Annotated in this window: 20 protein-coding genes; 11 read left to right on the top strand and 9 right to left on the bottom strand. The window is 67.0% G+C overall.

Annotation, left to right across the window (positions count from 1 at the left end):
* Positions 1-7: 7 nt before the first annotated feature.
* On the top strand, positions 8-325 hold the full coding sequence (locus tag ACIQ7H_RS01130) for a non-heme iron oxygenase ferredoxin subunit (RefSeq protein ID WP_395787490.1): 318 nt from the start codon (positions 8-10) through the stop codon (positions 323-325).
* Between the two features lie 60 nt (positions 326-385).
* Here ACIQ7H_RS01130 and ACIQ7H_RS01125 read toward each other — a convergent pair whose 3' ends face one another.
* Both ACIQ7H_RS01125 and kbl read right to left on the bottom strand, forming a co-directional pair.
* A complete protein-coding gene (locus ACIQ7H_RS01125; protein WP_395787488.1) occupies positions 386-760 on the bottom strand; it encodes an HNH endonuclease in 375 nt (124 codons plus the stop codon).
* 14 nt (positions 761-774) lie between these two features.
* Positions 775-1,983, bottom strand: a complete 1,209-nt coding sequence (gene kbl, locus ACIQ7H_RS01120; RefSeq protein ID WP_395787524.1) for a glycine C-acetyltransferase — start codon at positions 1,981-1,983, stop codon at positions 775-777.
* On the opposite strand from kbl, the gene ACIQ7H_RS01115 reads away from it, so the two are divergent.
* Together ACIQ7H_RS01115 and ACIQ7H_RS01110 are read left to right on the top strand one after the other, a co-directional pair.
* The gene (locus tag ACIQ7H_RS01115) at positions 1,954-4,083 is read left to right on the top strand and encodes an autotransporter assembly complex family protein (RefSeq protein WP_395787486.1); all 2,130 of its coding nucleotides are present in this window, start codon (positions 1,954-1,956) and stop codon (positions 4,081-4,083) included. The genes kbl and ACIQ7H_RS01115 overlap by 30 nt on opposite strands.
* Before the next feature lie 17 nt (positions 4,084-4,100).
* Positions 4,101-7,901, top strand: coding sequence for a translocation/assembly module TamB domain-containing protein (locus tag ACIQ7H_RS01110; protein WP_395787484.1), 3,801 nt, complete (start codon positions 4,101-4,103; stop codon positions 7,899-7,901).
* Positions 7,902-8,046: 145 nt separating this feature from the next.
* On the opposite strand, the gene ACIQ7H_RS01105 is transcribed toward ACIQ7H_RS01110, so the two are convergent.
* Positions 8,047-8,676 (bottom strand): hypothetical protein, encoded by a 630-nt coding sequence (locus ACIQ7H_RS01105; protein ID WP_395787482.1) that lies wholly within the window; start codon positions 8,674-8,676, stop codon positions 8,047-8,049.
* A gap of 280 nt (positions 8,677-8,956) precedes the next feature.
* Entirely contained in the window at positions 8,957-10,393 is a 1,437-nt protein-coding gene (locus ACIQ7H_RS01100) for a choice-of-anchor Q domain-containing protein (protein WP_395787480.1), read from the bottom strand.
* 125 nt (positions 10,394-10,518) lie between these two features.
* Here ACIQ7H_RS01100 and ACIQ7H_RS01095 point away from each other — a divergent pair, with 125 nt between their 5' ends.
* The 3 genes from ACIQ7H_RS01095 (at position 10,519) to ACIQ7H_RS01085 (ending at position 12,762) form a co-directional block, all read left to right on the top strand.
* Entirely contained in the window at positions 10,519-11,490 is a 972-nt protein-coding gene (locus tag ACIQ7H_RS01095; RefSeq protein WP_395787478.1) for a helix-turn-helix transcriptional regulator, read from the top strand.
* Positions 11,480-12,424 carry a patatin-like phospholipase family protein gene (locus ACIQ7H_RS01090; RefSeq protein WP_395787476.1) on the top strand — a complete coding sequence of 315 codons (945 nt, stop codon included), beginning with the start codon at positions 11,480-11,482 and terminating at the stop codon, positions 12,422-12,424. Before ACIQ7H_RS01095 ends, ACIQ7H_RS01090 begins: the two co-directional genes overlap by 11 nt.
* Positions 12,425-12,504: 80 nt before the next feature.
* Positions 12,505-12,762 (top strand): hypothetical protein, encoded by a 258-nt coding sequence (locus tag ACIQ7H_RS01085; protein ID WP_395787474.1) that lies wholly within the window; start codon positions 12,505-12,507, stop codon positions 12,760-12,762.
* A gap of 39 nt (positions 12,763-12,801) precedes the next feature.
* Here ACIQ7H_RS01085 and ACIQ7H_RS01080 read toward each other — a convergent pair whose 3' ends face one another.
* From ACIQ7H_RS01080 to ACIQ7H_RS01070, 3 genes are read right to left on the bottom strand one after another with little or no spacing between them, the layout of a single operon-like run.
* Entirely contained in the window at positions 12,802-13,719 is a 918-nt protein-coding gene (locus ACIQ7H_RS01080) for a DUF4097 family beta strand repeat-containing protein (protein ID WP_395787472.1), read from the bottom strand.
* Between the two features lie 45 nt (positions 13,720-13,764).
* Entirely contained in the window at positions 13,765-14,340 is a 576-nt protein-coding gene (locus ACIQ7H_RS01075; RefSeq protein ID WP_395787470.1) for a hypothetical protein, read from the bottom strand.
* Positions 14,327-14,932, bottom strand: coding sequence for an RNA polymerase sigma factor (locus ACIQ7H_RS01070; protein WP_395787468.1), 606 nt, complete (start codon positions 14,930-14,932; stop codon positions 14,327-14,329). The genes ACIQ7H_RS01075 and ACIQ7H_RS01070 overlap by 14 nt, the downstream gene beginning before the upstream one ends.
* A gap of 104 nt (positions 14,933-15,036) precedes the next feature.
* Here ACIQ7H_RS01070 and gcvT point away from each other — a divergent pair, with 104 nt between their 5' ends.
* The 3 genes from gcvT (at position 15,037) to ACIQ7H_RS01055 (ending at position 18,135) form a co-directional block, all read left to right on the top strand.
* The gene (gcvT, locus tag ACIQ7H_RS01065; protein WP_395787466.1) at positions 15,037-16,122 is read left to right on the top strand and encodes a glycine cleavage system aminomethyltransferase GcvT; all 1,086 of its coding nucleotides are present in this window, start codon (positions 15,037-15,039) and stop codon (positions 16,120-16,122) included.
* 127 nt (positions 16,123-16,249) lie between these two features.
* Positions 16,250-16,636 carry a glycine cleavage system protein GcvH gene (gcvH, locus tag ACIQ7H_RS01060; protein WP_395787464.1) on the top strand — a complete coding sequence of 129 codons (387 nt, stop codon included), beginning with the start codon at positions 16,250-16,252 and terminating at the stop codon, positions 16,634-16,636.
* Between the two features lie 992 nt (positions 16,637-17,628).
* Positions 17,629-18,135 (top strand): hypothetical protein, encoded by a 507-nt coding sequence (locus ACIQ7H_RS01055; RefSeq protein WP_395787463.1) that lies wholly within the window; start codon positions 17,629-17,631, stop codon positions 18,133-18,135.
* A gap of 169 nt (positions 18,136-18,304) precedes the next feature.
* Here ACIQ7H_RS01055 and ACIQ7H_RS01050 read toward each other — a convergent pair whose 3' ends face one another.
* Positions 18,305-19,537 carry a serine hydrolase domain-containing protein gene (locus tag ACIQ7H_RS01050; protein WP_395787461.1) on the bottom strand — a complete coding sequence of 411 codons (1,233 nt, stop codon included), beginning with the start codon at positions 19,535-19,537 and terminating at the stop codon, positions 18,305-18,307.
* 161 nt (positions 19,538-19,698) lie between these two features.
* Between ACIQ7H_RS01050 and ACIQ7H_RS01045 the strand changes: the two genes are divergently transcribed.
* Entirely contained in the window at positions 19,699-20,304 is a 606-nt protein-coding gene (locus tag ACIQ7H_RS01045) for a LemA family protein (RefSeq protein WP_395787459.1), read from the top strand.
* Positions 20,305-20,386: 82 nt separating this feature from the next.
* Positions 20,387-22,321, top strand: a complete 1,935-nt coding sequence (locus ACIQ7H_RS01040; protein ID WP_395787457.1) for a M48 family metallopeptidase — start codon at positions 20,387-20,389, stop codon at positions 22,319-22,321.
* Between the two features lie 152 nt (positions 22,322-22,473).
* Here the strand turns inward: ACIQ7H_RS01040 and ACIQ7H_RS01035 are convergent, their stop codons facing one another.
* Positions 22,474-24,054, bottom strand: coding sequence for a GMC family oxidoreductase (locus ACIQ7H_RS01035; RefSeq protein WP_395787455.1), 1,581 nt, complete (start codon positions 24,052-24,054; stop codon positions 22,474-22,476).
* Between the last annotated feature and the right edge of the window lie 183 nt (positions 24,055-24,237).

Genomic DNA, 24,237 nt, shown 5'->3' with positions numbered 1-24,237 from the left:
CGAAAACATGCAGGGTTGGATCGCGGTGTGTGGTGAGCTACAGCTGGCGGAAGGCGAGTTCCAGGTGGTCTGGGATGGCGATACTTCAATCGCGGTGTATCGAACCGCCGAAGGCTGGTTCGCGGTGGAGGATGTCTGCACACATGACGGCGCCGAACTTGCGGGTGGGCCGGTGCACGGCTGCGTGGTCGAATGCCCGCGCCACGGTGCGCGCTTCGACCTGCGCACCGGCGAGGCCCTGTGTGCACCGGCCTACACGCCGATCGCGGTGTTTCCGGTCAGGCTGGAGGGTGGGGTGGTCTATACCCGAGACGACCGGGAGTAGGCGCAGGGGCCACGTTCGGTGCCCATACGATTCCCGATTCCCCACTCCCGATTCCCGGCCTCACCGCCACCGCGCCAGCCGTCGATCCAGCAGTTCGCCGATGACTTCCAGCGCGCGGGCATCGGCGGGGCCGCGGGCGTCGGGGCCTTTGCCCTTGCTCTGGTTGCAGGTTGCGCACGCGGCGGCGAGGTTGCGAGGGTCGTTGGCGTCACCTCCCACCCGCGCGCAAAGTGCTGCGGCGGCGCGTTTGCCGAACCACGCCTGCGGCACCACGTGCTCCAGCGAGCCCGCACCGCGGGGCGCACCGTCTTCGTTAAATTCCAGCCGCGCGCGGCAGTGCAGGCAGCGGGTCTGCCAGTAGCCGTTCCAGCTCAGCTCGGCCTGCGCATCGTGCTGCAGCGCAAGCACGAACAGGCGCTTCAGCACGGGGCGCATGCGCGTGCTGGCCTTTAGGCCGGAATTACGCCGAGCCGTTTGCCGACCGCGATGAATGCATCGGCGGCACGCTCGATCTGTTCCGGCGTATGCGCGGCGCTCATCTGGGTGCGGATGCGGGCCTGGCCCTTGGGCACCACCGGGAAGAAGAACCCGATCGCGTACACGCCCTCGTTCAGCAGCTCGGCGGCGAAGGCCTGGGCCAGCGGTGCCTCGTACAGCATCACCGGCACGATCGGATGCTCGCCGGGCTTGAGATCGAAGCCTGCGGCGGCGAGCCTTGCGCGAAAGCGCGCGGTGTTGCTGCGCAGGCGTTCGCGCAGATCGTGGGCTTCGTCGATGCGCTCGAACACCGCGAGGCCCGAGGCCACCACCGAGGGCGGCAGCGCATTCGAGAACAGATACGGGCGCGAGCGCTGGCGCAGCATCTCGATGACCTCGCGCGAGCCGCAGGTAAAGCCGCCCAGTGCGCCGCCAAGTGCCTTGCCCAGGGTGCCGGTGATGATGTCGATCTTGTCGAGCACGCCCTTCACTTCGGCCGAGCCGCGGCCACGTTCACCGAGAAATCCGGTGGCATGGCATTCGTCGATGTGCAATGCAGCGTCGTACTTCGCTGCCAGCGCGGTGATCTGATCGAGCGGGGCGATGAAGCCGTCCATCGAGAACACGCCGTCGGTGGTGATCAGGATGTCGCGCGCGCCGTCCGCGCGTGCCTGCTGCAGCTGCTTCTCCAGATCGGCCATATCGCAGTTGGCGTAGCGATAGCGCTTGGCCTTGCACAGGCGCACGCCGTCGATGATCGAGGCATGGTTCAGTGCGTCGGAGATGATTGCGTCCTGCTCGCCGAGCAGGGGTTCGTACAGGCCGCCGTTGGCGTCGAAACAGGCGGCGTAGAGGATTGAATCCTGCTTGCCGAAGAACTCCGCGATCTTTGCTTCGAGCTGCTTGTGCAAATCCTGGGTGCCGCAGATGAAACGCACGCTGGCCATGCCGTGGCCGTGGGTGTCCAGCGCGTGCTTGGCCGCCTCGATCACGTTCTTGTCGTCGGCCAGGCCGAGGTAGTTGTTGGCGCAGAAGTTCAGCACACGGCGCCCATCGGCCAGTTCGATCTCGGCCGACTGCGGCGAGACGATGATGCGTTCGGACTTGAACAGTCCAGCGCTGCGGATGTCGTCCAGCTCAGTGGCGAGGCGGTGGTCCAGGCTCATGCGGGGGCTCGTGATCGATGGCGGCGCGTCAGCGCGGGGGCCGCAATTGTCCCCCAGCCGCGCTGGCGGCGGAACCGTGTCGATCGGCTGTGGGCACCGCCGCGGGCATTCGCTGAACGGGCAATTGACTTGGTCAGTGGGGCTGCGGGCTATCCTGCTGGTCCCGTTGTGTTGTCTGGAGCCTGGGTGCGAACACTGCTGCTGGCTGTTGCCTCCACTGCCCTTGTCGCTGCGATCGCGTTGTTCCCGTCCGCATTGGCTCAGCGGGCGCCGGTGCAAGCGACCGAGCGGCCGACGGATGCTGCCGCATCGATCCCTGTAGCTGCCGCCTCGGTGCAAAAGGCCGCACAGCAAGCGCGGACCGAGCAGCCGTCGCGGGTCGCGCAGCAGGCGTCGTCAGAGCGCGGCGGCGGCTGGCAGCAAGCGCGCCCCTTGGCCGGGGTGAGCGTGAAGGGGCTCTCGCGTGTCCAGGCAGACAATGTGCGTGCCCAGGTCGGATTGTTCCTGCTCGATGATGCTGCGCGCGCGCGGCTGTCTTCCGGACGGCTGGCCTTGCTGCTGCGGCGGGCACCGGATGAAGTCAGGCGCGCGCTCGAACCGTTCGGCTACTACACCTCCAGCGTCGACGTACAGGTCGAGGATGTCGCCGCAGGCGCACGCGTGCTGCTGCAGGTTGAACGCGGCCCGCCGGTGCGGGTGCGTAGCGCCGATATCCAGATCGACGGCGAAGGCAAGGTCGATGAACTGGTGGCCGAGGCGCTGGCGGCGCCGGCGCTGTTGCCCGGCGCGATCATGAACCACGCGCGCTACGAGATCTTGAAAGCCTCCATCACCCGCAGCCTTGCGGCGCGCGGATTCTTCGATGCCAGCCTGGTCGAGCACACGGTCGAAGTACTGCGTGCCGACAGCCGCGCCGATATCCGCCTGCGCTGGGACAGCGGCCCGCGCTACCGGCTGGGCGAGATCACCGTCAGCGGCAGCCAGCTTGAGCCCGGCCTGGTCGAGCGCTGGGTCGATCTCAAGCCCGGCGAGCCCTTCGAGCAGGACCGCTTGCTGCGTCTGCACCAGCGCCTGACCGACCTCGACTACTTCGGCTTCATCGATATCCGTCCGGAGCCGCAGCCAGAAGATCACATCGCGCCGGTGGCGATCGACGTGGTGCCGGCCAAGCGCAATGTCTACACCGCGGGCGTCAGCTTCGGCACCGATTCCGGCGTCGGCCTGAAGTTCGGCCTGGATCGTCGCTGGGTAAACGCGCGCGGCCACAAGTTCGCGACCGAGCTTGATCTGGCGCAGCGTCGGAACACGCTGTCGGCGGTGTACCGGATTCCCGCCTTCGCGCCGGTCGAGGGCTGGTACCAGTTCGGCGCCAGCTATCGCGAGGACCAGAGCGATACGGTGGACAGCGAGCTGGCTGAACTGGTCGCCAGCCGCAGCGGGCGTCTGGGCGACTGGACGTTGACCACGGCGATGCAGGCGCGGCGGGAGCGCTTCGCGATCGGCATCGCCCGGACCGAAGGCAGTTTTGGCCTGTCGACCGTGGTCTATCCATCCTTTCGCGCCCGCTATCACCGCTACGACGATCCGCTGTATTCGCGGCGGGGCCTGACCTTCAGCACCGAGCTGCGCGCCGGTGCGCAGGCGATCGGTTCCGATGTCGACTTCGCCCAGCTGTTGGTGGAAGCGCGTTGGGTCCGCGCTTTCGGCCAGCGCAATCGAGTGCTGCTGCGCGGTCAATTGGCGCATACCGAGTCCGACAACTTCTTCGGACTGCCGTCGAGCCTGCGCTTCTTCGCCGGCGGCGATCGCAGCGTGCGCGGCTACGGCTATCAGGAGATCAGCCCGGTCAATGATGCCGGTGATCCGATCGGCGGCAGCAGCCTGCTGGTCGCCAATGTCGAATACGAGCGCATGTTCACCGACAGCTGGGGGGCGGCGGTCTTTGTCGACGCCGGCAGCGCCTTCAACGACCGCAGCGCGGGCGTGCGCAAGGGCGTGGGCCTGGGCCTGCGCTGGCGCTCGCCGGTGGGTCCGGTGAGCATCGATATCGCGCGCGGCCTGGACGATCCGCGCGATGGCCTGCAGCTCCACCTGACCTTGGGTCCCGAGCTGTGAGCCGCCGGCGGCGCCTTTTGCTTTGGGCACTCGGTCTGAGCGCAGCCGCACTGCTGGCTGTTGTTCTGGTGCTGGCAGGTCTGCTCGGCAGCGAGCGTGGCAGCACGCTGTTGCTCAATCGCGTGGTTGCGATGCTGCCGGCTGAGGCGCTGAGCTGGCAGCGCGTGCAGGGCAGCATTGCCGATGGATTGGTGGTCGAAGGCTTGCAGTACCGCGCTGATGGGCTGGCGCTGGACATCGATCGGCTCGAACTCGATCTGGGGCTGCGGCCCCTGGTCGGCGGGCGACTGCAGCTGCAGCGGGTGGACGCGCAGGGCCTGCGTCTGCAGCTGCCGGCTGCCGCTGAAGTCGAGCCCGAGCGCGGCGTGTTCGATCTGCAGCTGCCCGATGCATTGCCGGTCATCGAGCTGCCCCTGCCGATCGACATCGCCGCGCTGCAGTTGCGCGATCTGCGCGTGGTGGGCGCCGCCGATGCGCTGCTGTTCGAGGCGCAGTCGCTGAACATGGCGGGCGCGATCGAGGCCGGGCGGATCGAGCTGGCGGCATTCGCTCTCGACAGTCCGATGCTTCAGCTGAGCGCTCGCGGCAGCATCGATACCGCTGCCGACTGGCGCAGCGATCTCAGTCTCGATGGCCAGTGGCGGGCCGGGCTTGAAAACGCGCAGGCCTTCACTGTTCGCGTCGACGGCAGCTTGAGCGCTGCGCAGCTGCGCCTGCGTCTGCCCGATGCCGAGGATGTTCAGCTGGATATCGACCTGGCCGGTGGCCTGCCGCGGCCGGACTGGACGCTGCGGCTGGCGCTGCCGAAGGTGCCCTCGGCGCTGCAGCCGCTGTGGCCGGCGGGTGTGGGCGCGCTCAGCCTGGAAGGGCAGGGTGATCTAGGCCAGGCCGCGTTGAGCGGGCAGGTGTCTATCAACGGCGTCGATTGGAAGCTCGACGAAGCGCAGATGGGCTATGCCGGGTCGCGCCTGAAGGTCGATAGCCTGCGCATCAGCCAAGGCGCAGGCAAGGCCGAGCTCAGCGGCTGGCTGGAACTGGCCGGCGACGAGCCCGCGCTTGCGCTGGCTGCGCGTTTCGATGCGCTTGAGCTGCCCTCAGCCGAGGGCGCGCCGCTGCGCATCGACGGTGCGCTGCAGGCACAGGGACCGCTATCGGCGCTGCAGCTGCAGCCCCATCTCTCCCTGCAGCGCGCTGAGCTTGCCGGCCGCGTGGAGGGCAAGGTGCTGCTGTCGGCCACCGCGGCCGAACTGACCGAGCTGAGCGTGAGCAGCGGCGTTGGACGCCTGCTCGCCAACGGCCGGATCGAATGGGCCGATGTTCTGAGCTGGGACATTCGTGCCCAGCTGCAGGCGTTCGATCCGGGCCTGCTGGCACCGGCCTGGCCGGGCACGCTGTCGGCTGAGCTCGACAGCCGTGGCCGCTATTCTGAAACTGCCACCGAAGGCAGTCTGGATGTGCAGGGCTTGCAGGGCGAACTGCAGGGCAAGCCGCTGCAGGGCGAGATCGCGCTGGCGTGGACTGCGCTGGACCGCGGCCAGCTGCAGTCCACCCTGCGCTGGGGCGCGAGCGATCTGCGCGCGGATCTGCGTCTGGAGAGAGCGCTCGGCGGCTATATCGATCTGCGGCCGCTGGATCTGGCCAGCCTCGACGCACAGGCCTCCGGCCATGTGCGTGGTCGGCTCGATCTGGCCGGCAGCCTCGATGCACCCGAGCTGCAGATCGCGCTCGAAGGCGGGCCGCTGACCTATGCAGAGCTGAGCCTGGACACGCTGATCATGAGCGGCGCCCTGGGCCGCGGCGCCAATGCCCCGCTGCGCATGCAGCTGCGCGGCAGCGGCGTGCGCAATACCGGCGCGGCCCTCGGCGATGTCGGCCTCGATCTGCGCGGCGACGTCCAAGCCCATGCGCTCAACATCGCCTTGCAGACCCCAGAAGGCAGTCTCAGCATCGAGCTCAGCGGCGGCTGGCGCGCGGACGATTCGCGTTGGTTGGGCCGCCTGCAGCAGCTGCAGTTCATCTCCTCGCGACCGCGCAGCCCCACCGGCGACTGGGCGTTGGTGGAGCCGGTGGCACTGTCAGTCGACCCGGCACGCCTGCGGCTGGATCCACTCTGCCTGCAGGGCCAGCGCACGCGGCGCGGCGTGGCGGGCGAGATCGATCTGCTCGGCCGTTTATGTGTCGAAGCCGACTGGGGCCAGGATCGCGCCGGCCGCATCGCGATCGAGCTGGACGGCCTGCCGCTCGCGTTGCCCGGTGCACTGCTTGGCAATGCCAGCGATGAGGCGATGCCGTGGCGCTGGCAGGGCGGCCTGCAGGGGCGCATCGAGGCCAGCGGCGATCGCGAGCGCTGGCAGTTGAGCGGCAGTCTGCAGGCACCTGCCGGCGCGCTCACGGTGACGGACCCGGATCTGCGCACGCTGTTGGCTTGGCGCGAGCTGCGGGTGGATATCGACGGCAGCCCCGAGCGCCTCGAACTGCTCATGGCCGGGAGCCTGGGCGAGGCCGGCCGCATCGATGGCCAGCTGTCGCTGGAGCGGCCCCTGCAGGCGGACGGCGCGCTGGCCGGGCAACTGGTTCTGGATCTTGACAGTCTGCGTGCGTTGGAACTCATCTCTGCCGGCGCACTGCTGGCGCCTTCGGGCCGGCTGAACGCTGATTTCCAGATCGCCGGCACGCGCGATTCACCGCAGCTGAGCGGCGGCCTGCGCGTCGCCGATTTCGCCGCCGAGCTGCCGGCGCTGGGCATCAGCCCGAGCGCCGGCTTTCTGCAGCTGGATCTGCTCAGCGCGCAGACCGCGGCCTTGAGTTTCGGCTTGATCTCGGGCGGCGAGCTGCGCGGCAGCGGACGTCTGGATTGGTCGGCGCAGGCCGAGTCGCTGCTGCAGCTCAGTATCGACGGCCGCGATGTATTGGTGTCCGACACCCCGCAGCTGCAACTGGAGGCCTCGCCGGAACTCACGATCGAGCAGCGCGGCGACCTGCTGCGTTTGCGCGGTCGGGTTGAGGTTCCGCGCGCCGAAGTGCGCCTCGACCGCTTCGAGGGCAGTGCCCAGGTCAGCGCCGATGTCGTGGTGCTCGATCCCGCCGAAACCCGAGCCGAGAACGCTGCCGCGCAATTGCTCGACACCGATCTTCGGCTCGTGCTGGGCGACAACGTGCGCCTGCAGGGATTCGGTTTGACTGGCACAGTCACCGGCGAACTGCGGGTGCGCGATCGACCGGGCCGCGCCACCAGCGGCAGCGGCAGCCTGAACGTCAGTGGGCGTTACAAAGCCTACGGGCAGGATCTCGACATCACCCGCGGCCGGCTGGCCTTCGCGCAGTCGCCGCTCGATAACCCGGCCTTGGATATCCGCGCTGAGCGGCAGCTGGAACAGGTCAAGGTCGGAATCCGCGTGACTGGCACCGGCGCCGCGCCGCAGCTGGGGCTGTGGTCCGAACCGGCGCTGGACCAGGCCGATGTGCTGTCCTACCTGGTGCTCGGGCGGCCGATGCGCGCGGCACGTGGAGGCGAGGGCGAGCAGCTGAATGCGGCCGCTGCGGCGCTGGGCGCGGGCGGCAATCTGCTGGCCGAGCGGCTGGGTGCACGACTGGGCCTTGACCAGGCGGGTGTGGAGGAATCCGCCGCGCTCGGCGGCGCGGCGCTCACCGTCGGCAAGTACCTGTCGCCACGGCTCTACATCAGCTACGGCGTGGCACTGTTTGGCGAAGGCCAGGTGTTCAGCGTCAAGTATCTGCTGAGCGAGATCTGGAACGTTCAGCTGGACACCAGCGAGCGCGAGAACCGGGCGTCGGTGAACTATCGGTTGGAGCGGTAGTTGGGGGATCGGGGATTCGGGATTCGGGATTCAGAGCCGGCGGGCTGGGCGCGTTTCGCCTGCCAGCAGCCCCCGAAGTTCCAGGGCAGTCAATCTCGCCGGCTGCGAATCCCGAATCCCGAATCCCGAATCCCGAATCCCAAGCTCACCGATACGTCCCCGCCTGCCCTCGCCGGCAGATCTGGCGCTCGTCGTGGATCAACTTGCGGCGTTCGGCGTCACTGATGTCCGAGCGCATCTTGCGACGCAAGTCCTCGCAGGTCAGTCCTTCACCGCCGCCAAGGAATCTGCCGACGATGTTGACCACGTCCGCTGCACTCAGCTCTTCGCGCACATGGAAGCCTTCGACAAAGGCTTCTTCGCGGCCCGGAATGCGGAAGCGCGGGTTCAGCGGGTCCGAGGGCGCCAGCTGAGCATCCTGGCCATCGCGGGCCCAGCCTTCGATCTGGCTGCTCAGACTGCGACCTTGCCACTGTGGAGTTGCCGACCAGGGCTCGATGTCCGGGCCGGCATCGGGATTTCCGAGCGCGGGTTCGATCAGCTCGGGGCGCGGTGGCGGTCGCTGTGGCGGGCTGCTGCGCGTACTGGTCGGGGCGATTGCCAGCGGTGGTGGCAACGCCGGCGGTGCGGGATCTGCCGGCAGCCATTCGACCAGCAGAGTGTGGTCCTCAATCTCTGTTCGCGGGCGCACCTGGCCGGCCTGCAGCAGCCAGGCCAGGATCATCACATGCACGACGAAGGTGATGACGATGGCCAGACCACGGCCGTCGCGCACGGCGGCAGTCAATCGGGACGGGGCTGGCCGGAGGGCGTTTGGGCGAACTGGAGCTGGCACGGTGGCATCGGCGGCAGACGAAGTGCGCGCATGCTGTGGCGCTCCGCATTAAATCGAAGTTACAGATTCGGCAAGCCGATGTTCGGCGCTTCCATTCGAGCTGTCGCCGAGGATTCATCGCCAACTACAGCCGGGGAGGCCATGCGTGAGCTTACTCTCCAGTCTCGGGCTGTCCGTTCGACTCGACAACAGCTCGCGCCCTGACCGCAGCCGACGTGCTTCAGCGCAGCCCCGCCTCGAAGCCATTGCTGAAGATCCTCAGATCGGCGTGCTCGAAAGCACCGGGGTCGCACACCGCATCGCCATCGCCATTGCCATCGATCGGGCGCTCGTTGCCGCGCGCGTCGTCGGTCAGGCAGCCGGCGCTGGCGCCGCCGTCGATCACCGCGCTGCCGGCGTCGAACACCAGCACCGGCAGCGCGTCATCGGCGACATCCAGCACACCCAGGGTGCCGATCGGCAGGCTGGTCGAGCCGCTGGCGCTCAAGGCGCCGCAGCTGATGTCAGCAAACAGATTGCCGCTGCGCGGGCCCGGTGCGGCGGGCGCCGCCAGCAGCTGGCAGGCGGTGGTGCCGAGGCTGCTGTCGATTGCCGCGAACAGCGCATTGCTGAGTCGGCTGAGCTCGAACGCTGTGCTGGTCGCCAAGTGCGCGCCGTTGGCGGCGCGGTTGCGCTGCAGGCTGACGTGGCGCATGTCGAGCAGGGTGTTCGACAGCTGCAGGGCGCCGCCGCTGGCGCTGGCCACATTGCGCTCGAAGCTGCTGTTGACGATCCGCAGCTCGACGCCGTTGCCGCCGGAGAAGCCCTGCAGCACTCGCACAGCGCCGCCCGTTCCCGCCGTGTTCGCACCGAAGTAGTTGGCTTCGAGCTGCACCGAACAGGTTTCGCAGCTGACCAACAGGCCGCCGCCGCTGGCGCCGGTGCCGCTGCCTGCGGTGTTGCCGGTGAAGCGGGCGCCGCGCACGAAGGCCACGTCGACCCGGCTGCCCACCAGGGCGATGGCTCCGCCCTCGCGGGTCAGGCTGCCGCTGCTGATGCCTGCACTGTTGTCTTCGAAGCGGCTGTCGCGCAGATCGAGACTGACTGCATCACTGTTGATCGCGCCGCCGCGGCTGCTTTGGCCGACCGCGCTGTTGCGCAGAAAGCGGCTGTCGATCACCTCCAGACTCTGGCCGAAGCTCTGTACCGCGCCGCCAGCGGCCAGCCCGGCCCCGTTCTGCGCGCTGCAGTCCTCGAAGCGCATGCGCTCCAGGCGCAGGCTGAAGCCCAGCGCATTGCGGCCCAATACGCAGCCGCCGCTGGTGGCGCGGCCGCGCAGCAGGCGCAGATCGCTCAGGCTGACTTGGGTGCTGCCGTTGGTTGCCTCGAAGATCCGGTGCAGGTTTCCGCCATCGATGCTGAAGCCGGGGCTGGCCAAGGCGCTGATGCTGAGCTCGCCCGCGCTGATCGGTGGCAGCGGAGAGGCCAGGCTCAGCACCACGCCGGTGCCTGGGACTTCGATGCTGATGGTGTGCGGACCGGCGGCTGCATTGGCGTTCAGCAGGGCCTGTCGCAGGCTGCCCTTGCCGCTGTCTTCGGCGCTGTCGACGATGAAGACAGCGGCGCTGGAAGCAGCGCTCATCAGCAGCGAGATCACTCCGAGTGCGAGGCGGGGCATCTCAGGTTTCTGGCAGAGCGGCAGCGTCTTCACGGGCATGGCTGTTCTGATGGTGGACGGAAGGCGCCGCAGCATACGCGGCCCGCTCGCCCAACGCCTGCGGCGCTGCGGCAGAATAGCGACCCATGGATCGACACGAACGCACCCTCACCCTGCACCGCGTGCTGAAAGTCGCGCGCTATCCGGTTTCGGCACAGCGGCTGATGGATGAGCTGCGCTGTTCGCGCGCCACGCTTTATCGCGATATCGCTTTTCTGCGCGACGGCCTGGGCGCACCGATCGAAAGCAGCGATGAGCCCGCCGGTTTCTGGTACGTGGCCGACGAAGCCGAGCGCTTCGAACTGCCGGGTCTGTGGTTGTCTTCCGATGAACTGCACGCGCTGCTGGCGGCACAGCAGCTGCTGGAACGCACCGGTGGCGGCGTGCTTTCGGAAGCGATCGAGCCGCTGCGAACGCGCATCGATGCGCTGCTTGCCGAACAAAGCGGCGGCAAGCGCTGGCCGCTGCAGCGCGTCCGTGTGCTCGGCCACGGCACCCGGCCGCTGGAGCAGCAGAGTTTTCGCGCGGTGGCCAGCGCGGTGCTGGAGCGCAAGCGGCTGTCGTTCGAGTACCGCGCGCGCTCGACCGACACCCCCACCCGCCGCACCGTGTCGCCGCAGCGCATGAGCCACTACCGCAATCACTGGTATCTGGATGCCTTCGACCACGAGCGCGAAGGCCTGCGCAGCTTCGCGCTGGATCGCATCCGCAGCCCGCGCGTCAGCGACACGCCGGCGATCGATATGGCCGAAGCCGAACTTGACCAACAGCTGTCGTCGAGTTACGGGATCTTCTCGGGCGCGCCGAAAGCCGTGGCCACCATTCGCTTCTCGGCGCACGCCGCGCGCTGGGTGGCCGAGGAGCACTGGCACTCCAAACAGGAAGGCCGCTTTCTCGATGACGGCAGCTTTGAGCTCAAACTGCCCTACAGCAACCCGCGCGAACTGCTGATGGACATCCTCAAGTACGGCCCCGACGCCGAAGTGCTGGCGCCACCGGCGCTGCGTCAGGAGGCCCGGATCCTGCTGAAGCTGGCGGCGTCGGCGTATGGCGACTGAGCCCGCCGGTCCGCGGGTTTCGCTGGTGCTGGGCGCAGGCGGTGCACGCGGGCTGGCGCACATCGGGGTGGTCGAGGTTCTGGTCGAGCGTGGCTACCGGTTCTCCGGTATCGCCGGTTCATCGATGGGAGCTTTGGTTGGCGGCATCCACGCAGCTGGACGCTTGAATCTCTACCGCGACTGGGCCTGCGCACTGGAGCGCACCGATGTCCTGCGCCTGCTCGATTTCTCATTCGGTTTTCCGGGCCTGATCCGTGGCGACAAGCTCATCGGTGCGCTGCGTGATCTGGTCGGCGATCACAGCATCGAGTACCTGCCGATTCCGTTCACGGCGGTGGCCACCGACATCCGCGCGCAGCGCGAAATCTGGCTCAACCGCGGGCCGCTGTTCGACGCCATCCGCGCCTCGATCGCCATCCCGATGATTTTCACCCCGTACCGTATCGATGGCCGCGACCTGGTCGATGGCGGCCTGCTGGCGCCGGTGCCGATTGCCGCCAGTCGGCAGGTGCGTTCGGACCTGGTGATCGCGGTGGACGTCAACGGCCCGCCGTCGCGGCCATGGAATGCGCGCGAGCCGCGCAAAGCACCGCCTGCGCCAACGGTCACGTCTGAGTCCGACGGTTATCGCGCGCGCATCAGCGCCCTGATCGAATCGATTGCCAGCAGTTTCACCGACGCACGCGAAACCGCTGTGGAGCCGGAGACGGCAAAGCCCGGCCTGATCGATCTGATGGGGCGCTCGCTCGACACCATGCAGGCGCAGATCTCGCGGATGCAGCTGGCCCTGGATCCGCCCGAGCTGCTGATCCGCATGCCGCGCGATCGCTGCGCCTTCTACGAGTTCTGGCGGGCGTCGGAGCTGATCGAACTCGGGCGCGAATCGACTGTGGCCGCGCTCGACGAATACGAGGCGCGCGCCCGCGAGGTTTGAGAACTTCGCTAGAGGTCATTCTCAGCCGCTGAGAACCGGGGTCAGCAGGCTTGCCCGCAGTCGCCACCGCGGAGTCCGCCATGTCCCTTCTTCGTCACCGAACCCTGCTTGCTCCTGTCGCCCCGTCTGCGTCTGCCGTCGACACGCCGAGCGCGCTGGCGCCGCTGGCCATGCTGCAGTCAGCGCTACGGCTGTGGACCTGGTCAGGGCTGATCGCCCTGCTGCTGTTCGCCGAGCTGCGCGGCAGTCATGCGCTGATCGGCTGGCTGCCGTTCTGGCTGCTGGTCTGGCCGCTGTGCTCGCAACTGCTGCTGCGCCAGCGTTTGCAGCGCTGCTGAGCGAGGCTGCGTCAAGTCGGGTCCGACGGCCGCAGCGCCTCAGCGGCCGTCGACGAGAATCTCCAGTGCGCCGGAAAAGGTCTCGACCTGAATCCGTGCGCTGCCATCGCCGAGCTCGCCGCTCAGGCTGGAGCCTGGTCCGAACTCCTCCTTCTCGACCGTGCCAACGGCGCTGCGAATGCGCCCGCTGAAACTCTCGGCGGTGATCCGCGCTGAAGTCGCTGCCGGCAGCTCGATGCGCAGGCGCCCGCTGAGGGTTTCCGCGCGCAGGCTGCCGCCGTCGCTGGGCCCGCCGCGCAGGCTGGTGCTGCCGGAGACGGTCTCGATACGGATGTCGCGCGCCGGTTGGGCGAGCACGATATCGACCGCACCCGACACGGTTTCCAAGCCCAGCTGATCAGCCCGGCTGGCCTGCACGCTGACCTCGCCGCTGACCGACTCCAGCTGCAGTTTGACGGCGGCGGTCTCGACCGTCTGGCTGCCGCTGACCGTGCTCAGATTCAATCGCTCCGGCCCGCTGTCGCGCACCTGGATATTGCCGCTGACCGACTCGGCTGCCAGCTGCTCACCGGAGATGCCACTGATGTCGATATCGGCGCTGACAGCGGAGACATCCAACTGCACGCCGAGCGGCACTTCGACCACCAGACTCGTATCGCCGCCGCGGCCACCCCAACCCCAGCCTGAGCTGTTCGGGTACTCCACCCGGACCTCGACCGAGTCGGGGTCGTTGCCGATGGCTTTGAGTTCGGCCTGGTCGCCCAACTCGCCGCTGACACGCAGCTCGCTGCTGCTGGTGCCGACGATGCGGATGCTGCCTTTGAGGTTGTGGACTTCGACACGCGCATCGGCACTGATGGCGCGGGTTTCATCGATGGCGGTCTGCGCGTGCGCGCAGGGCAGGGCGAGAGTGAGCGTCAGCGCGCTCAGCAGTTTCGACAGGGACGGATGCGACATGGTGTTCTCCGGTGCGATGCGATAAGCCGTAGCGAGGGCGGCGATTCAGGCCGTCAATTCCAAGCCGCGCCTGAGCAGGCGCAGTTTGCGTTCATGGGTGCGTTTGAGCTGTTCAAGCAAACGAGTTTGCTGCGGCTGCTGCTGCAGCGCGCTGCGGATGCGCGCGCTTTCGGCATCCAGCGCCAGCAGGCCGGGTCGCAGCGGTGCGGGCACGTCCGCCTCGCCCAGCTGCACAAAGGCGGCCGCGTACTCGCGATCCAGCGCCTCAGCGTTGCGTAACAGCAGCTCACTGAGCCGGTCACCTGCCGGCGCCAGCCTGGACTGGGGTAGCGCCAGCACGGCGACCAGCACCAGTGCGGCGCAGGCGGACACGGTCTGCAGCATCCGCGCGCGACGCGGACGCCGACTAGCGCGGCGCAGGCTGGGGGCGAGCGCGGCCGTTGCGCCGACGCTGCCGGTATCGACTGGCACACCGATGCGCGCAGCGATGCCCGGCCACAGCTCGCGCTGCGGGCTGCGCTCCACCGCCAACGATTGCAGCGCGCGCAGCAGCGGCGCATCGAGTCGGTTGTCGCCGCCGCCGGTGTCGGCGTGGAGATCGTTGTTGTCAGCTGTACTCATGGTGGTCTCCCAACAGGCGCCGCAGATGCTGGCGCGCCCGATGCAGATGGGCCTTGCAGCTGCCCGCGGCGATCGACAGCGCGCTGCCGATTTCTTCGTGGGTCAGGCCTTCGATATCGTGCAGTACCAGAACAGCGCGCGCGCGCGCCGGCAGCTGATTGATCGCCGCCTGCAGATCGATGCGGTGGTCGCTGCTGCAATGCGATCCCGCCAGTTCGGCCAAGCCAGCGTCGTCGATCTCCAGGTCTTCGCAATCGCGCCGATTGCGCAGGTCCATCAGGGCGGTGTTGACCGCCAGCCGATGCAGCCAGGTGCCGACCGCGGATTCGAAACGGAAGCCGGGCAGGGCACGCCAGGCGCGGATGAAGGTGTCCTGGGTCAGTTCCTCGGCACGCGCCTCGACCCCGCCGACGATCCGCCAGATCGCGCCGAACAGACGCCGGTGCTGGCTGCGATACAGGCTTTCGAAGGCGAGCACATCCCCCGCAGCGGCGCGCCGCGCCTGATCGGCCAGCGGGTCGTCGCGGTCGGGGGCGGCCCGTGCGGCGGCGTGGGACATGGTGCCAAGTTCAGGGGTGATGGCGGTCAGCATACGAGCTCGGATGCAGTACGGCGGCGAAGGGTTTACCTGCACGTTCGAAGGCCGATAATGCCGGGCCTCGCTGCCGACCCCCGCCAGCCACGACCGGAGACATCATGAGCAAGCAGACCGTTCTCAACGCCCGACACCGCGAACTCGGCGCCCGCATGGTCGACTTCGGCGGCTGGGACATGCCGATTGCCTACGGTTCGCAGATCGAAGAACACCACCAGGTGCGACGCGATGCCGGCATGTTCGACGTCTCGCACATGACCGTGATCGACCTGCATGGCGCGCAGGTGCGCCCGTTCCTGCGCCGGCTGCTGGCCAATTCGGTCGACAAGCTCAAGAAGCCCGGCAAGGCGCTGTACTCGTGCATGTTGAACGCCGAGGCCGGCGTGATCGACGACCTGATCGTGTACTTCCTGTCCGAGACCTTCTTCCGGCTGGTGGTCAACGCCTCCACGCGCGATCAGGACATGGCCTGGATTCAGCAGCAGGTGACCGGTTTCGAGGTCGAAGTGCGCGAGCGTCCCGAGCTGTCGATGATCGCCGTGCAGGGTCCAAACGCGCGTGAGCGTGTGCTCGGATTGCTCTCGGCGGAAGGCCGGGCTGCGGTCGAGGCGATCGGAAAGTTTGTTGCCGTGGACGCCGACGGCTTGTTCGTCGCGCGCACCGGCTACACCGGCGAAGACGGCTTCGAGATCATCGTTGCCGAGACCGACGCAGTATCGCTGTGGGACCGTTTGCTGGATGCCGGCGTCAAACCCGCAGGCCTCGGCGCGCGCGACACGCTGCGGCTGGAGGCCGGCATGAATCTGTATGGACAGGACATGGACCAGACCGTCACGCCGTGGGAGGCCGCGCTGGCCTGGACGGTGAGCCTCGACGAAGGTCGCGACTTTATCGGTCGTGCTGTACTCGAAGCGCAGCGTGCGGCCGGTGTGCCGCGGCAGCTGATCGGACTGGTGCTCGACGACAAGGGCGTGCTGCGGCACGGCCAGATCGTGCGTACGGCGAATGGCGACGGCGAGATCCTGTCGGGAACGTTCTCGCCGACCTTGGGAAAAGCGATCGCGTTCGCACGCGTTCCGGCTGGCGAGCCGGGTGCGCTTGCGGTCGATATCCGCGGCCGCGATGTTGCCGTGCGTCAGGTCACACCGCCCTTCGTGCGCGAGGGCAAACCTTGCCCAGGCATCTGAGCCGACCACGGCGAGCCGGCGCCGCGCACGCTGATAAACTCGCGCGGCATCGGTACACGGCCTCACCGATCCACTGCACGCCCCTCCATCCCACACCCGCAGCCTCCGTCTGCCAAGGAGCAGTTCAATGAGCGAGATTCCCGGCGATCTGAAATTTCTGAAGTCCCACGAGTGGGCGCGGCTGGAGGACGACGGTCGCGTCACCGTCGGTATTTCCGAGCACGCACAGGCCCAACTGGGTGACCTGGTCTACGTCGAGCTGCCCGGTATCGGCGACACCTTCGAGGCCGGCAACGGCGTCGCAGTGGTGGAGTCGGTGAAGGCGGCGAGCGATGTGTATGCGCCGGTGTCCGGCACCGTCGTTGCGGTCAACGAAGAGCTGGCCGATGCGCCCGAGGCGATCAATGCGGATGCCTTCGGCAAGGGCTGGCTGTTCGTGCTGCAGCCGTCCGACCCGGCCCAGCTCGACGAGCTGCTGAGCCCGGACGACTACGCCGAGCTGATCGAAGAGTGATCGCCGCGCACAGGGCGCTTTGCCCTCTGCGCTTCGAGACACATGGACGGGACGGTCAATCGACCGTCCCGTCTTCGTTTGCGGTGGATGCGGCTGAAGTCGATGAGCGGATGCGCTGGCTTCGGATTCGGTGTACTGAGGTTCCGCATTCGATTCGGCGGCGATGCATGACCACACCACGACACGCGTCGCTACGCGTCGGAACACATGCGCGACCGTGCGAGCGATGCGCGATGACGCCCGATGGCGTGCGTCGAATCGGCTGCGAGCCCGCGCAAGTCTGCGCATTTTCGCGTTCAACACCGTCTGCGAGCCTGCATTGTCGATAAACAACGCGGCGTCGTTGCGGCAACCTCATGTTGCGCGCGCGCGGCTGCCCCGCTGTTTTCGTTTGTACGATGCACCAACGCGCGAAGCCAGCAAAAATGCGGCTTGCGCGATGGTCGTTCTGATACGGATCAAAGCAGATTTGCTCGCGCGGATGTGGCTTTCGACGCCGGCATCCACTGCGATAGCCGCATCCAGCCTGAGGTTTTCGGGCTGCGATTGCGTGTGCTCTGTTGACACTGCGAAAAGCGCTGATTAGCTTTCGCGCAGCGTGTCAAGAACAGAACACATGGCGGCGAACACGACTAGCCATCGAAACGGCATCAAGCAGGCTTCGGTCTGCGTTTCCCTTCGCGGGGAAGAGGCCGCGTTCTCTTTGGAAAACACGCTTGCCCGGAACGATGCGGAAGGTCGCAGGTTCCCGGTGCCGCGGCCGAAAGTTGGTCCGGATCTCGCTGACGCGGTTTGCTGCCGCGTCGTCCACCCATACGGATTGGAACAGCGGCATCGTGTCGCTGGCAGAGCCCGGCTGCGTGTCCACGGAGTGGGCCCCGGCGCGGAACCGGACGCGGTGTCCGGGATTGGAGTGGCGACGGAATCGGATGTCCGCGCCGCAGGAAGCGTGTTGTGAAGTACTGCGATTTAACCTGACGAGGAACCTGACGATGGCCATCAAGAAACCCGCTGCTAAGAATGCCGCTGCACCAGCCAAGAAGGCCGTAGCGAAGAAGGCTGCTGCTCCCGCCAAGAAGGCCGCTGCTCCGGCCAAGAAGGCTGTCGCGAAGAAGGCCGCTGTTCCGGCCAAAAAGGCCGTAGCGAAGAACGCTGCTGCTCCGGCCAAGAAGGCCGTAGTGAAGAAGGCTGCTGCTCCGGCCAAGAAGGCCGTGGCGAAGAAGGCTGCTGCTCCGGCCAAGAAGGTCGTAGCGAAGAAGGCCGCTGCTCCGGCCAAGAAGGTTGCAGAGAAGAAGGCTGCGCCCGCGAAGAAACCTGTTGCTGCCAAGAAGCCCGCTGTGGCCAAGAAGGCTGCTGCTCCTGCTCCGGCCAAGAAGCCGGCTGCTGCTGCCAAGAAGGCCGCACCGGCGAAGAAGGCGGCTCCCGCCAAGAAGCCTGCTGCTGCCAAGAAGAAGCCGGCTGCTCCGCTGGTGCCGCCGCCAGCGCCTGCGGCTTCCTGAGTCCTGCACTTGCTGCTGTGCGTCGCGCAGAGTTTTGCGCGATGCGTAGACACAAACCCCGACGGTCGCACTGCGACCGGCGGGGTTTTCTTTTGGGTATTCGCCACGCATGCAGCACGCGTGTGTCAGGCCAGCACAGGGCGCGCGTGGTCTGATACGGGGTGCGCTATCAGCGACGCCGCCGGCGCGGCTGCTTGTCGAGCTCAAGCCAATCAGTGCGGGGCAAGCCCAGTGCACTGTCCAGCGCCATTGGCAGCAGCGCGCTTGGCAGTCGGCATTCGCAGTTCGACAGAATGGCGATGCCGAAGCCGCGTTCTGGCAGAAAGCCGATCGCCGCGCGATAGCCTTGCACCGCGCCACCATGGAACACGAGCTTCTCGCCAGCGTAGTCGTACACGCGCCAGCCCAGCGCGTAGTGCGCGCTGCGCAGGCGCTCGCGGCGCCATGGCACCGCGCGGATCTCGCTGGGGGTTTCCACTCGCGGCTTCTGGATGGTTGCCAGCAGCTCCGGCGACAGCACCTCTGGATGCCGTCCCATCTGAGCGAGCAGCCACTGCGACATGTCCGCTGCACTGGCATTGACACCTGCCGCCGGAGGTACGCGGTAATAGTTCTCTTTCGGACGCAGCCCGATAAAGCGTCCGCCGCTCATCACATGCGGGCGCGCCCAGCTGGCGCTGGACTCCAGGCCTTCGCGGCCGTAAGTCGCGCCATACATGCCCAGTGGATGGAAGATCTTTTTTTCGACCAGGTGCGAGTAGAAATCGCCTGTGACCGCAAAAGCCAGATCACCGATCAGGCTGAAAGCGATGTTCTGGTATGCATAGCAACGACCATCCGGACACAGCATGGGTGCCTCGCCCAGGCGTGAGGCCAGCACTGGATAGGGCTCGTTGCCTTCGAGTTCGCGGTCGAAGGTGTGGAAGCCGAGGCCAACCGTGTGGCTGAGCAGATCGGCGGTGGTGGTGTTGAGCGCCGCATCGGCGTTGGCGAGGCGAAACGCCGGCAGATGATCCGCAACGCGGGTGTCCCAGCTGAGCGCGCCTTCGTCCACGAGCTGTGCCGCCAAGGTTCCGGCAAATGCCTTGGACAGCGAGGCGAGGCGGAAAGCGGTATCGGCTTCAACCGTTTCGGTACGCCCGGCCTGCACTACACCGAAGCCGCGTTCGAGCAGCACGCTGTCGGCGTACACGATGCTGACCCCAAGGCCGACCACGCCAAACTCGCGAACCAGCCGCTCGGCCAGCCGCTCGATCTCGCGGGCCGAGGCTTCGGCGCGCGCGGCCGCGGCACTGACTTCGATCGTGGGCTGACGCGCCGGCGACTGCGCCACATCGGCATACGCGCCGCTGGCAGTGCACATCAACAGCACGCACAAGGTGCGCCGGATCGCGACGGTCACACTCGTGCTTGCATCGGGTCTGGGTTTCGTGGGCGACACGGGCTGCGTATGCTGGGTTCGATTGCGCATTCTAGCCCGCGCACTCCGCGTGGAGGTGAGCGGCGCACGCCACGCATCCGGCACCCGAAACTACAGCTGAACCCATTGGAGGAGGCATCGTGATGAGCATCGTATTGGGACTGCTGCTGCTGATCGTACTGGTGGCGCTGGGGGCGGTGGCTTGGGCCATCGGCATCTACAACGGTCTGGTCACCGGTCGCAACGGCTACAAGAACGCCTTCGCCCAGATCGACGTGCAGATGACCCGGCGTTTTGACCTGATCCCGAATCTGGTCGAGACGGTCAAGGGCTACATGAAGCACGAGCGCGAAACGCTGGAAGCGGTCATCCAGGCGCGCAACTCGGCGATGGCGGGCCTGGGTGCTGCCAAGGGCAACCCGGGCGACCCGGCCGCGATGCAGCAGTTGGCCAGCGCTGACGGCAGCCTCGGCAACGCGTTGGGGCGGATGTTCGCGCTGTCGGAGGCGTATCCCGATCTGAAGGCCAGCGCCAACATGGCGCAGCTGACCGAAGAGCTGGCCTCGACCGAGAACCGGGTCGCGTTCGCGCGGCAGGCGTTCAACGATGCGGTGATGTCGTTCAACAACAGGCGCGAGGTGTTTCCGAGCAGCTTCATCGCCAATGCTTTCAACTTCCAGCAGGCGGCACTGCTGGGGATCGCAGCGGACGAAGCGCACAAGCGCGAAGCACCCAAAGTCAGCTTCTGACTTCAAGCATGTCCGGTGCCCGCGGCTTGAGCTCAAGCCGCGGGCCGTGTTCGATGATCGCCCTGGTCTGGGAATCTCCCGCATGAATTTTTTCGAGCGCCAGGCGCAGGCGCGGGTGCAGTCGCATCGGCTGCTACTGCTGTTTGCCGCGGCTGTGACAGGTACGGTGCTGGCTGTCAGCAGTGGCATCTACCTGATGCTGCTGTTCGGCGCCAAACCGGAGGAACTGCAGGCCGTGGGCGGCCCGGTCGGGCTTGCGCTTGATCGGGCCGGGCTGCTGCTGGTCGCTGCGGTGGGCACCTTGGCGGTGATTGCCGCGGCCTCGCTGTTCCGTATTGCCAGTTTGCGTGGCGGGGGTGCAGCGGTGGCGCGTTCAATGGGTGGGCGCGAGGTTTCTGAAGACACCCGTGATCCGGAGCTGCGTCGGCTGCGCAATGTGGTGGAGGAGATCGCGATCGCCTCCAGCGTGCCGGTACCGGCGATCTTTGTGCTTGACGAAGAGCCCGGCATCAATGCCTTCGCCGCCGGCTATGCGCCCGGTGATGCTGCTATTGCGGTCAGCCGCGGGGCGCTGCTGCATCTGAATCGCGACGAGCTGCAGGGCGTGATCGCCCACGAGTTCAGCCACGTGTTGAACGGTGATATGCGTCTGAACATCCGCCTGATGGGTCTGCTGTTCGGCATCCTCGCCTTGGGTGTGATCGGCGCGCGCGTGCTCGAGCTGACCCGTGGCGGTCGCGACAGCAAGAACGCAGCGCCGATCATCGCGATCTCGGTGGTGCTCATGATCGTGGGCTATGTCGGGCTGTTCTTCGGTCGCCTGATCAAGGCGGCGGTTTCACGACAGCGCGAGTTTCTGGCCGATGCTTCCGCGGTGCAGTTCACCCGGCAGACTCAAGGCATCGCCGGTGCACTGAAGAAGATCGGCGGCTTGCAGGCGGGCTCCAAGCTGCAGGCCGGCGACACCGAAGAAGTCGCCCACATGCTGTTCGGTGACGGCATGGGCTTCTCCAGCCTGTTCGCCACCCATCCGCCGCTGCATGCGCGTATCCAGGCGCTGGAGCCCGGCTTCAACCCGCAGGAACTGGATCGGCTGCGCGCGCAGTGGGCGATGAAGCCGCCGCACGGGCTGGAAGAAGACATCGCGCTGGGCTTCAGCACGCCTTCGCATGAGCCACTGCCTGCGCGCAGCTCCGATATTCCGCTGCAGGTCGAGCGGGTGGTGCAACAGGTGGCGACTCCGAGCGGTGAGGATTTCCAGCGTGCCGGCAGCCTGCGCGCGGCGATTCCAGCGGCCATCAACTCCGCCCTGCAGGTGCCGGAACGCGCGCAGGCTCTGCTGCTCGCGCTGCTGCTCGATCGAGAGGAACAGCTGCGCGGGCAACAGCTGCACGCAGTCCGCGAGCTGTTGGGGAATGAAGCTGCGCAGACGGTGCCGGTCGAGGCCGCGCTGCTGATCGGCCTGCATCCGGCACTGCGACTGCCGGTGCTGCTGCTGGCGCTGGGGCCGATTCGGCATCTTGGGCGTACGGGTCAGCAGAAACTCGGTGAGACGGTGGAGGCCCTGATCCACGTCGACGGCCGGCTGGAGCTGTTCGAGTACGCCACCGGCCTGCTGTTGTCGCGCCAGATCGAAGACAACCTGCACCCTTCGGCCCGTGCTCGCGCGCGTCTGCTGAAGTTGAACGACTGCGCGGACGCCGCCGCTGATCTGCTCGCGGTGCTGGCCTGGTACGGCCACGACAGTGAAGCCACTGCCCGTCGCGCCTACCTGTCAGCTCTGCATGCCGCGCTGCCACAGCAAGCCAGGCCATACATGACGCCCGCGAACTGGCAGCACCGGCTCGACCAGGCCCTGCCCAAACTCGACCGTATCGACCCCGCCGGTAAGCGCCTGCTGCTGGAAGCGATGGTGGTCGCGATCACCCACGACCAACGCGTCAGCCTTGAAGAAGGCGAACTGCTGCGCACAGTGTGTGCGTATCTGCGATGCCCATTGCCGCCGGTGCTTGAGTAGCCGGGAATCGGGAGTGGGGAATCGGGAATGGTTGGAAGCCGGGCTGTCGCGAGACTGCAATCTCGCGGCGCTTGCTGCTCTTCCGATTCCCGATTACCCACTCCCGATTCCCGGCGCGCCACCCACGCCTCCAACGATGCGAATGAGACAGCTCAACCCACGCCGCGGATAAGCTCATAGGCGCGCTCAGCAATCATCACCGTCGGCGCATTGGTATTGCCGCCGATCAAGCTCGGCATCACCGAGGCATCGACCACGCGCAGGCCCTCGACGCCGCGCACGCGGAGTTCGGAGTCGACCACAGCGCTTGAGTCTTCGCCCATCCGGCAGGTGCCGACCGGGTGGTAGATGGTCTCGGCCTTGCGGCGAATGAAATCGACGATTCCGGCCTCGTCCTGAACCGCTTCGCCGGGCATCAGCTCGTGCTTTCGATGGGGCGTGAACGCGGCCTGGGCGAGGATCTCGCGTGAGATGCGCACCGCTTCCACCATCACTTTGAGGTCGAAGCCTTCGACATCGCCGAGATAGTTCGCATGAATGCGGATCTTGGCGCGCGGATCGGTCGAGGCCAGCGCGAGATGGCCGCGGCTCTTCGGCCGCAGAAAACACGCATGCAGGGTGTAGCCGCTGCCGGGCAGGCGATTGCGGCCGTGGTCATCGAGCATCGCCGGCACGAAATGGAACTGCAGATCGGGGCGCTCGTCCTCGGCCAGCCGCGAGCGCAGGAAGCCGCCGGCCTCGGCCACGTTGGAGGTGCCCGGGCCTTTGCGAAAGAGGTAGTACTGCCAGGCCACGGCGAGGTCGCTCAAGGTGTCGTAGCTCAGCCGATTGCTGGCCTGGGTCAGGGTGCAGATATCGAGATGATCCTGCAGATTGGCACCGACGCCCGGCGCATCCACCTGCACGCCGATGCCGTGCTGACGCAGCGCATCGGCCGGGCCAACGCCCGACAGCATCAGCAGCTGCGGTGAGTTCAGCGCGCCACCGCAGAGCAGCACCTCGCGCGCCGCGTGGGCTTCGACCGGACGACCGCCGCGGCTGTAGCGCAGGCCGACCGCACGGCCGTTCTGGAACAGCACTTTGTCGGCCAGCACTCCGGTAAGGATCGTCAGGTTGGGACGATCACGCGCCGGGTTCAGATAGGCCACGGCGGTTGAGCAGCGCGCGCCGCGCTTCTGGGTCACCTGATAGAAGCCGAAGCCTTCCTGCAGCGCGCCGTTGAAGTCATCGCTGCCGGTGTGGCCAGCCTGCAGGGCCGCTTCGACGAACACGTGCGATAGCGGGTTGGTATAGAGGTGGTCGGACACCGACAGCGGACCGTCGCCACCGTGAAACGCGCTGGCGCCGCGCACGTTGCCTTCGGCGCGGCGAAAGGCGGGCAGGGCGCTGGCCCAGTTCCAGCCGCGCGCGCCCTGTTGTTCCCATTCGTCGTAGTCGCGATGATGGCCGCGGGTGTAGCACATCGCATTGATCGAACTGCTGCCGCCGAGCACCTTGCCGCGTGGCCACCACAGTCGACGACCACCGAGCTGGGCTTCCGGTTCGGTCGAATAGTCCCAGTTGGCGTTCTTCTTGCCGACCAGTTTGGCGATGCCGGCGGGCATGTGGATGAAGGGATGCCAATCACGCGGGCCCGCCTCCAGCAGCAGCACCTTGCAGTCGGGATCGGTGCTCAGACGATTGGCCAGCACGCAGCCGGCAGAACCGGCGCCGACGATGATGTAGTCGTACACGAGGTGACCTATTTGGTGCGCTGCAGCGAGCAGCAGCGCGGGTTTGCGGGGTTTTCGAGTGTGGCCGGACCGTAGTCCGCGAGGCTAGAGCATTTGCTCGATCCGTGCGCCACGCTGCCGTCATGATCGGCCGCTGTCGCAGTGCTCGAAGCGATGGAGTAACGTGCGCGCCGCACGCCCCTG

The sequence above is a fragment of the Aquimonas sp. genome, from assembly GCF_044377145.1.
GTDB lineage: Bacteria > Pseudomonadota > Gammaproteobacteria > Xanthomonadales > Xanthomonadaceae > Aquimonas.
Note: the sequence above shows the minus strand (reverse complement) of the source record. Positions and strands in the feature narration are given on the sequence as shown.

Bases quoted from the DNA above. Each gene is read 5' to 3' on its own strand.
- ACIQ7H_RS01130 (WP_395787490.1), top strand. From the start codon at position 8: ATGCAGGGTTGGATCGCGGTGTGTGGTGAGCTACAGCTGGCGGAAGGC.
- ACIQ7H_RS01125 (WP_395787488.1), bottom strand. From the start codon at position 760: ATGCGCCCCGTGCTGAAGCGCCTGTTCGTGCTTGCGCTGCAGCACGAT.
- ACIQ7H_RS01100 (WP_395787480.1), bottom strand. From the start codon at position 10,393: ATGCCCCGCCTCGCACTCGGAGTGATCTCGCTGCTGATGAGCGCTGCT.
- ACIQ7H_RS01095 (WP_395787478.1), top strand. From the start codon at position 10,519: ATGGATCGACACGAACGCACCCTCACCCTGCACCGCGTGCTGAAAGTC.
- ACIQ7H_RS01090 (WP_395787476.1), top strand. From the start codon at position 11,480: ATGGCGACTGAGCCCGCCGGTCCGCGGGTTTCGCTGGTGCTGGGCGCA.
- ACIQ7H_RS01085 (WP_395787474.1), top strand. From the start codon at position 12,505: ATGTCCCTTCTTCGTCACCGAACCCTGCTTGCTCCTGTCGCCCCGTCT.
- ACIQ7H_RS01080 (WP_395787472.1), bottom strand. From the start codon at position 13,719: ATGTCGCATCCGTCCCTGTCGAAACTGCTGAGCGCGCTGACGCTCACT.
- ACIQ7H_RS01075 (WP_395787470.1), bottom strand. From the start codon at position 14,340: ATGAGTACAGCTGACAACAACGATCTCCACGCCGACACCGGCGGCGGC.
- ACIQ7H_RS01070 (WP_395787468.1), bottom strand. From the start codon at position 14,932: ATGCTGACCGCCATCACCCCTGAACTTGGCACCATGTCCCACGCCGCC.
- gcvT (WP_395787466.1), top strand. From the start codon at position 15,037: ATGAGCAAGCAGACCGTTCTCAACGCCCGACACCGCGAACTCGGCGCC.
- gcvH (WP_395787464.1), top strand. From the start codon at position 16,250: ATGAGCGAGATTCCCGGCGATCTGAAATTTCTGAAGTCCCACGAGTGG.
- ACIQ7H_RS01055 (WP_395787463.1), top strand. From the start codon at position 17,629: ATGGCCATCAAGAAACCCGCTGCTAAGAATGCCGCTGCACCAGCCAAG.
- ACIQ7H_RS01045 (WP_395787459.1), top strand. From the start codon at position 19,699: ATGAGCATCGTATTGGGACTGCTGCTGCTGATCGTACTGGTGGCGCTG.
- ACIQ7H_RS01040 (WP_395787457.1), top strand. From the start codon at position 20,387: ATGAATTTTTTCGAGCGCCAGGCGCAGGCGCGGGTGCAGTCGCATCGG.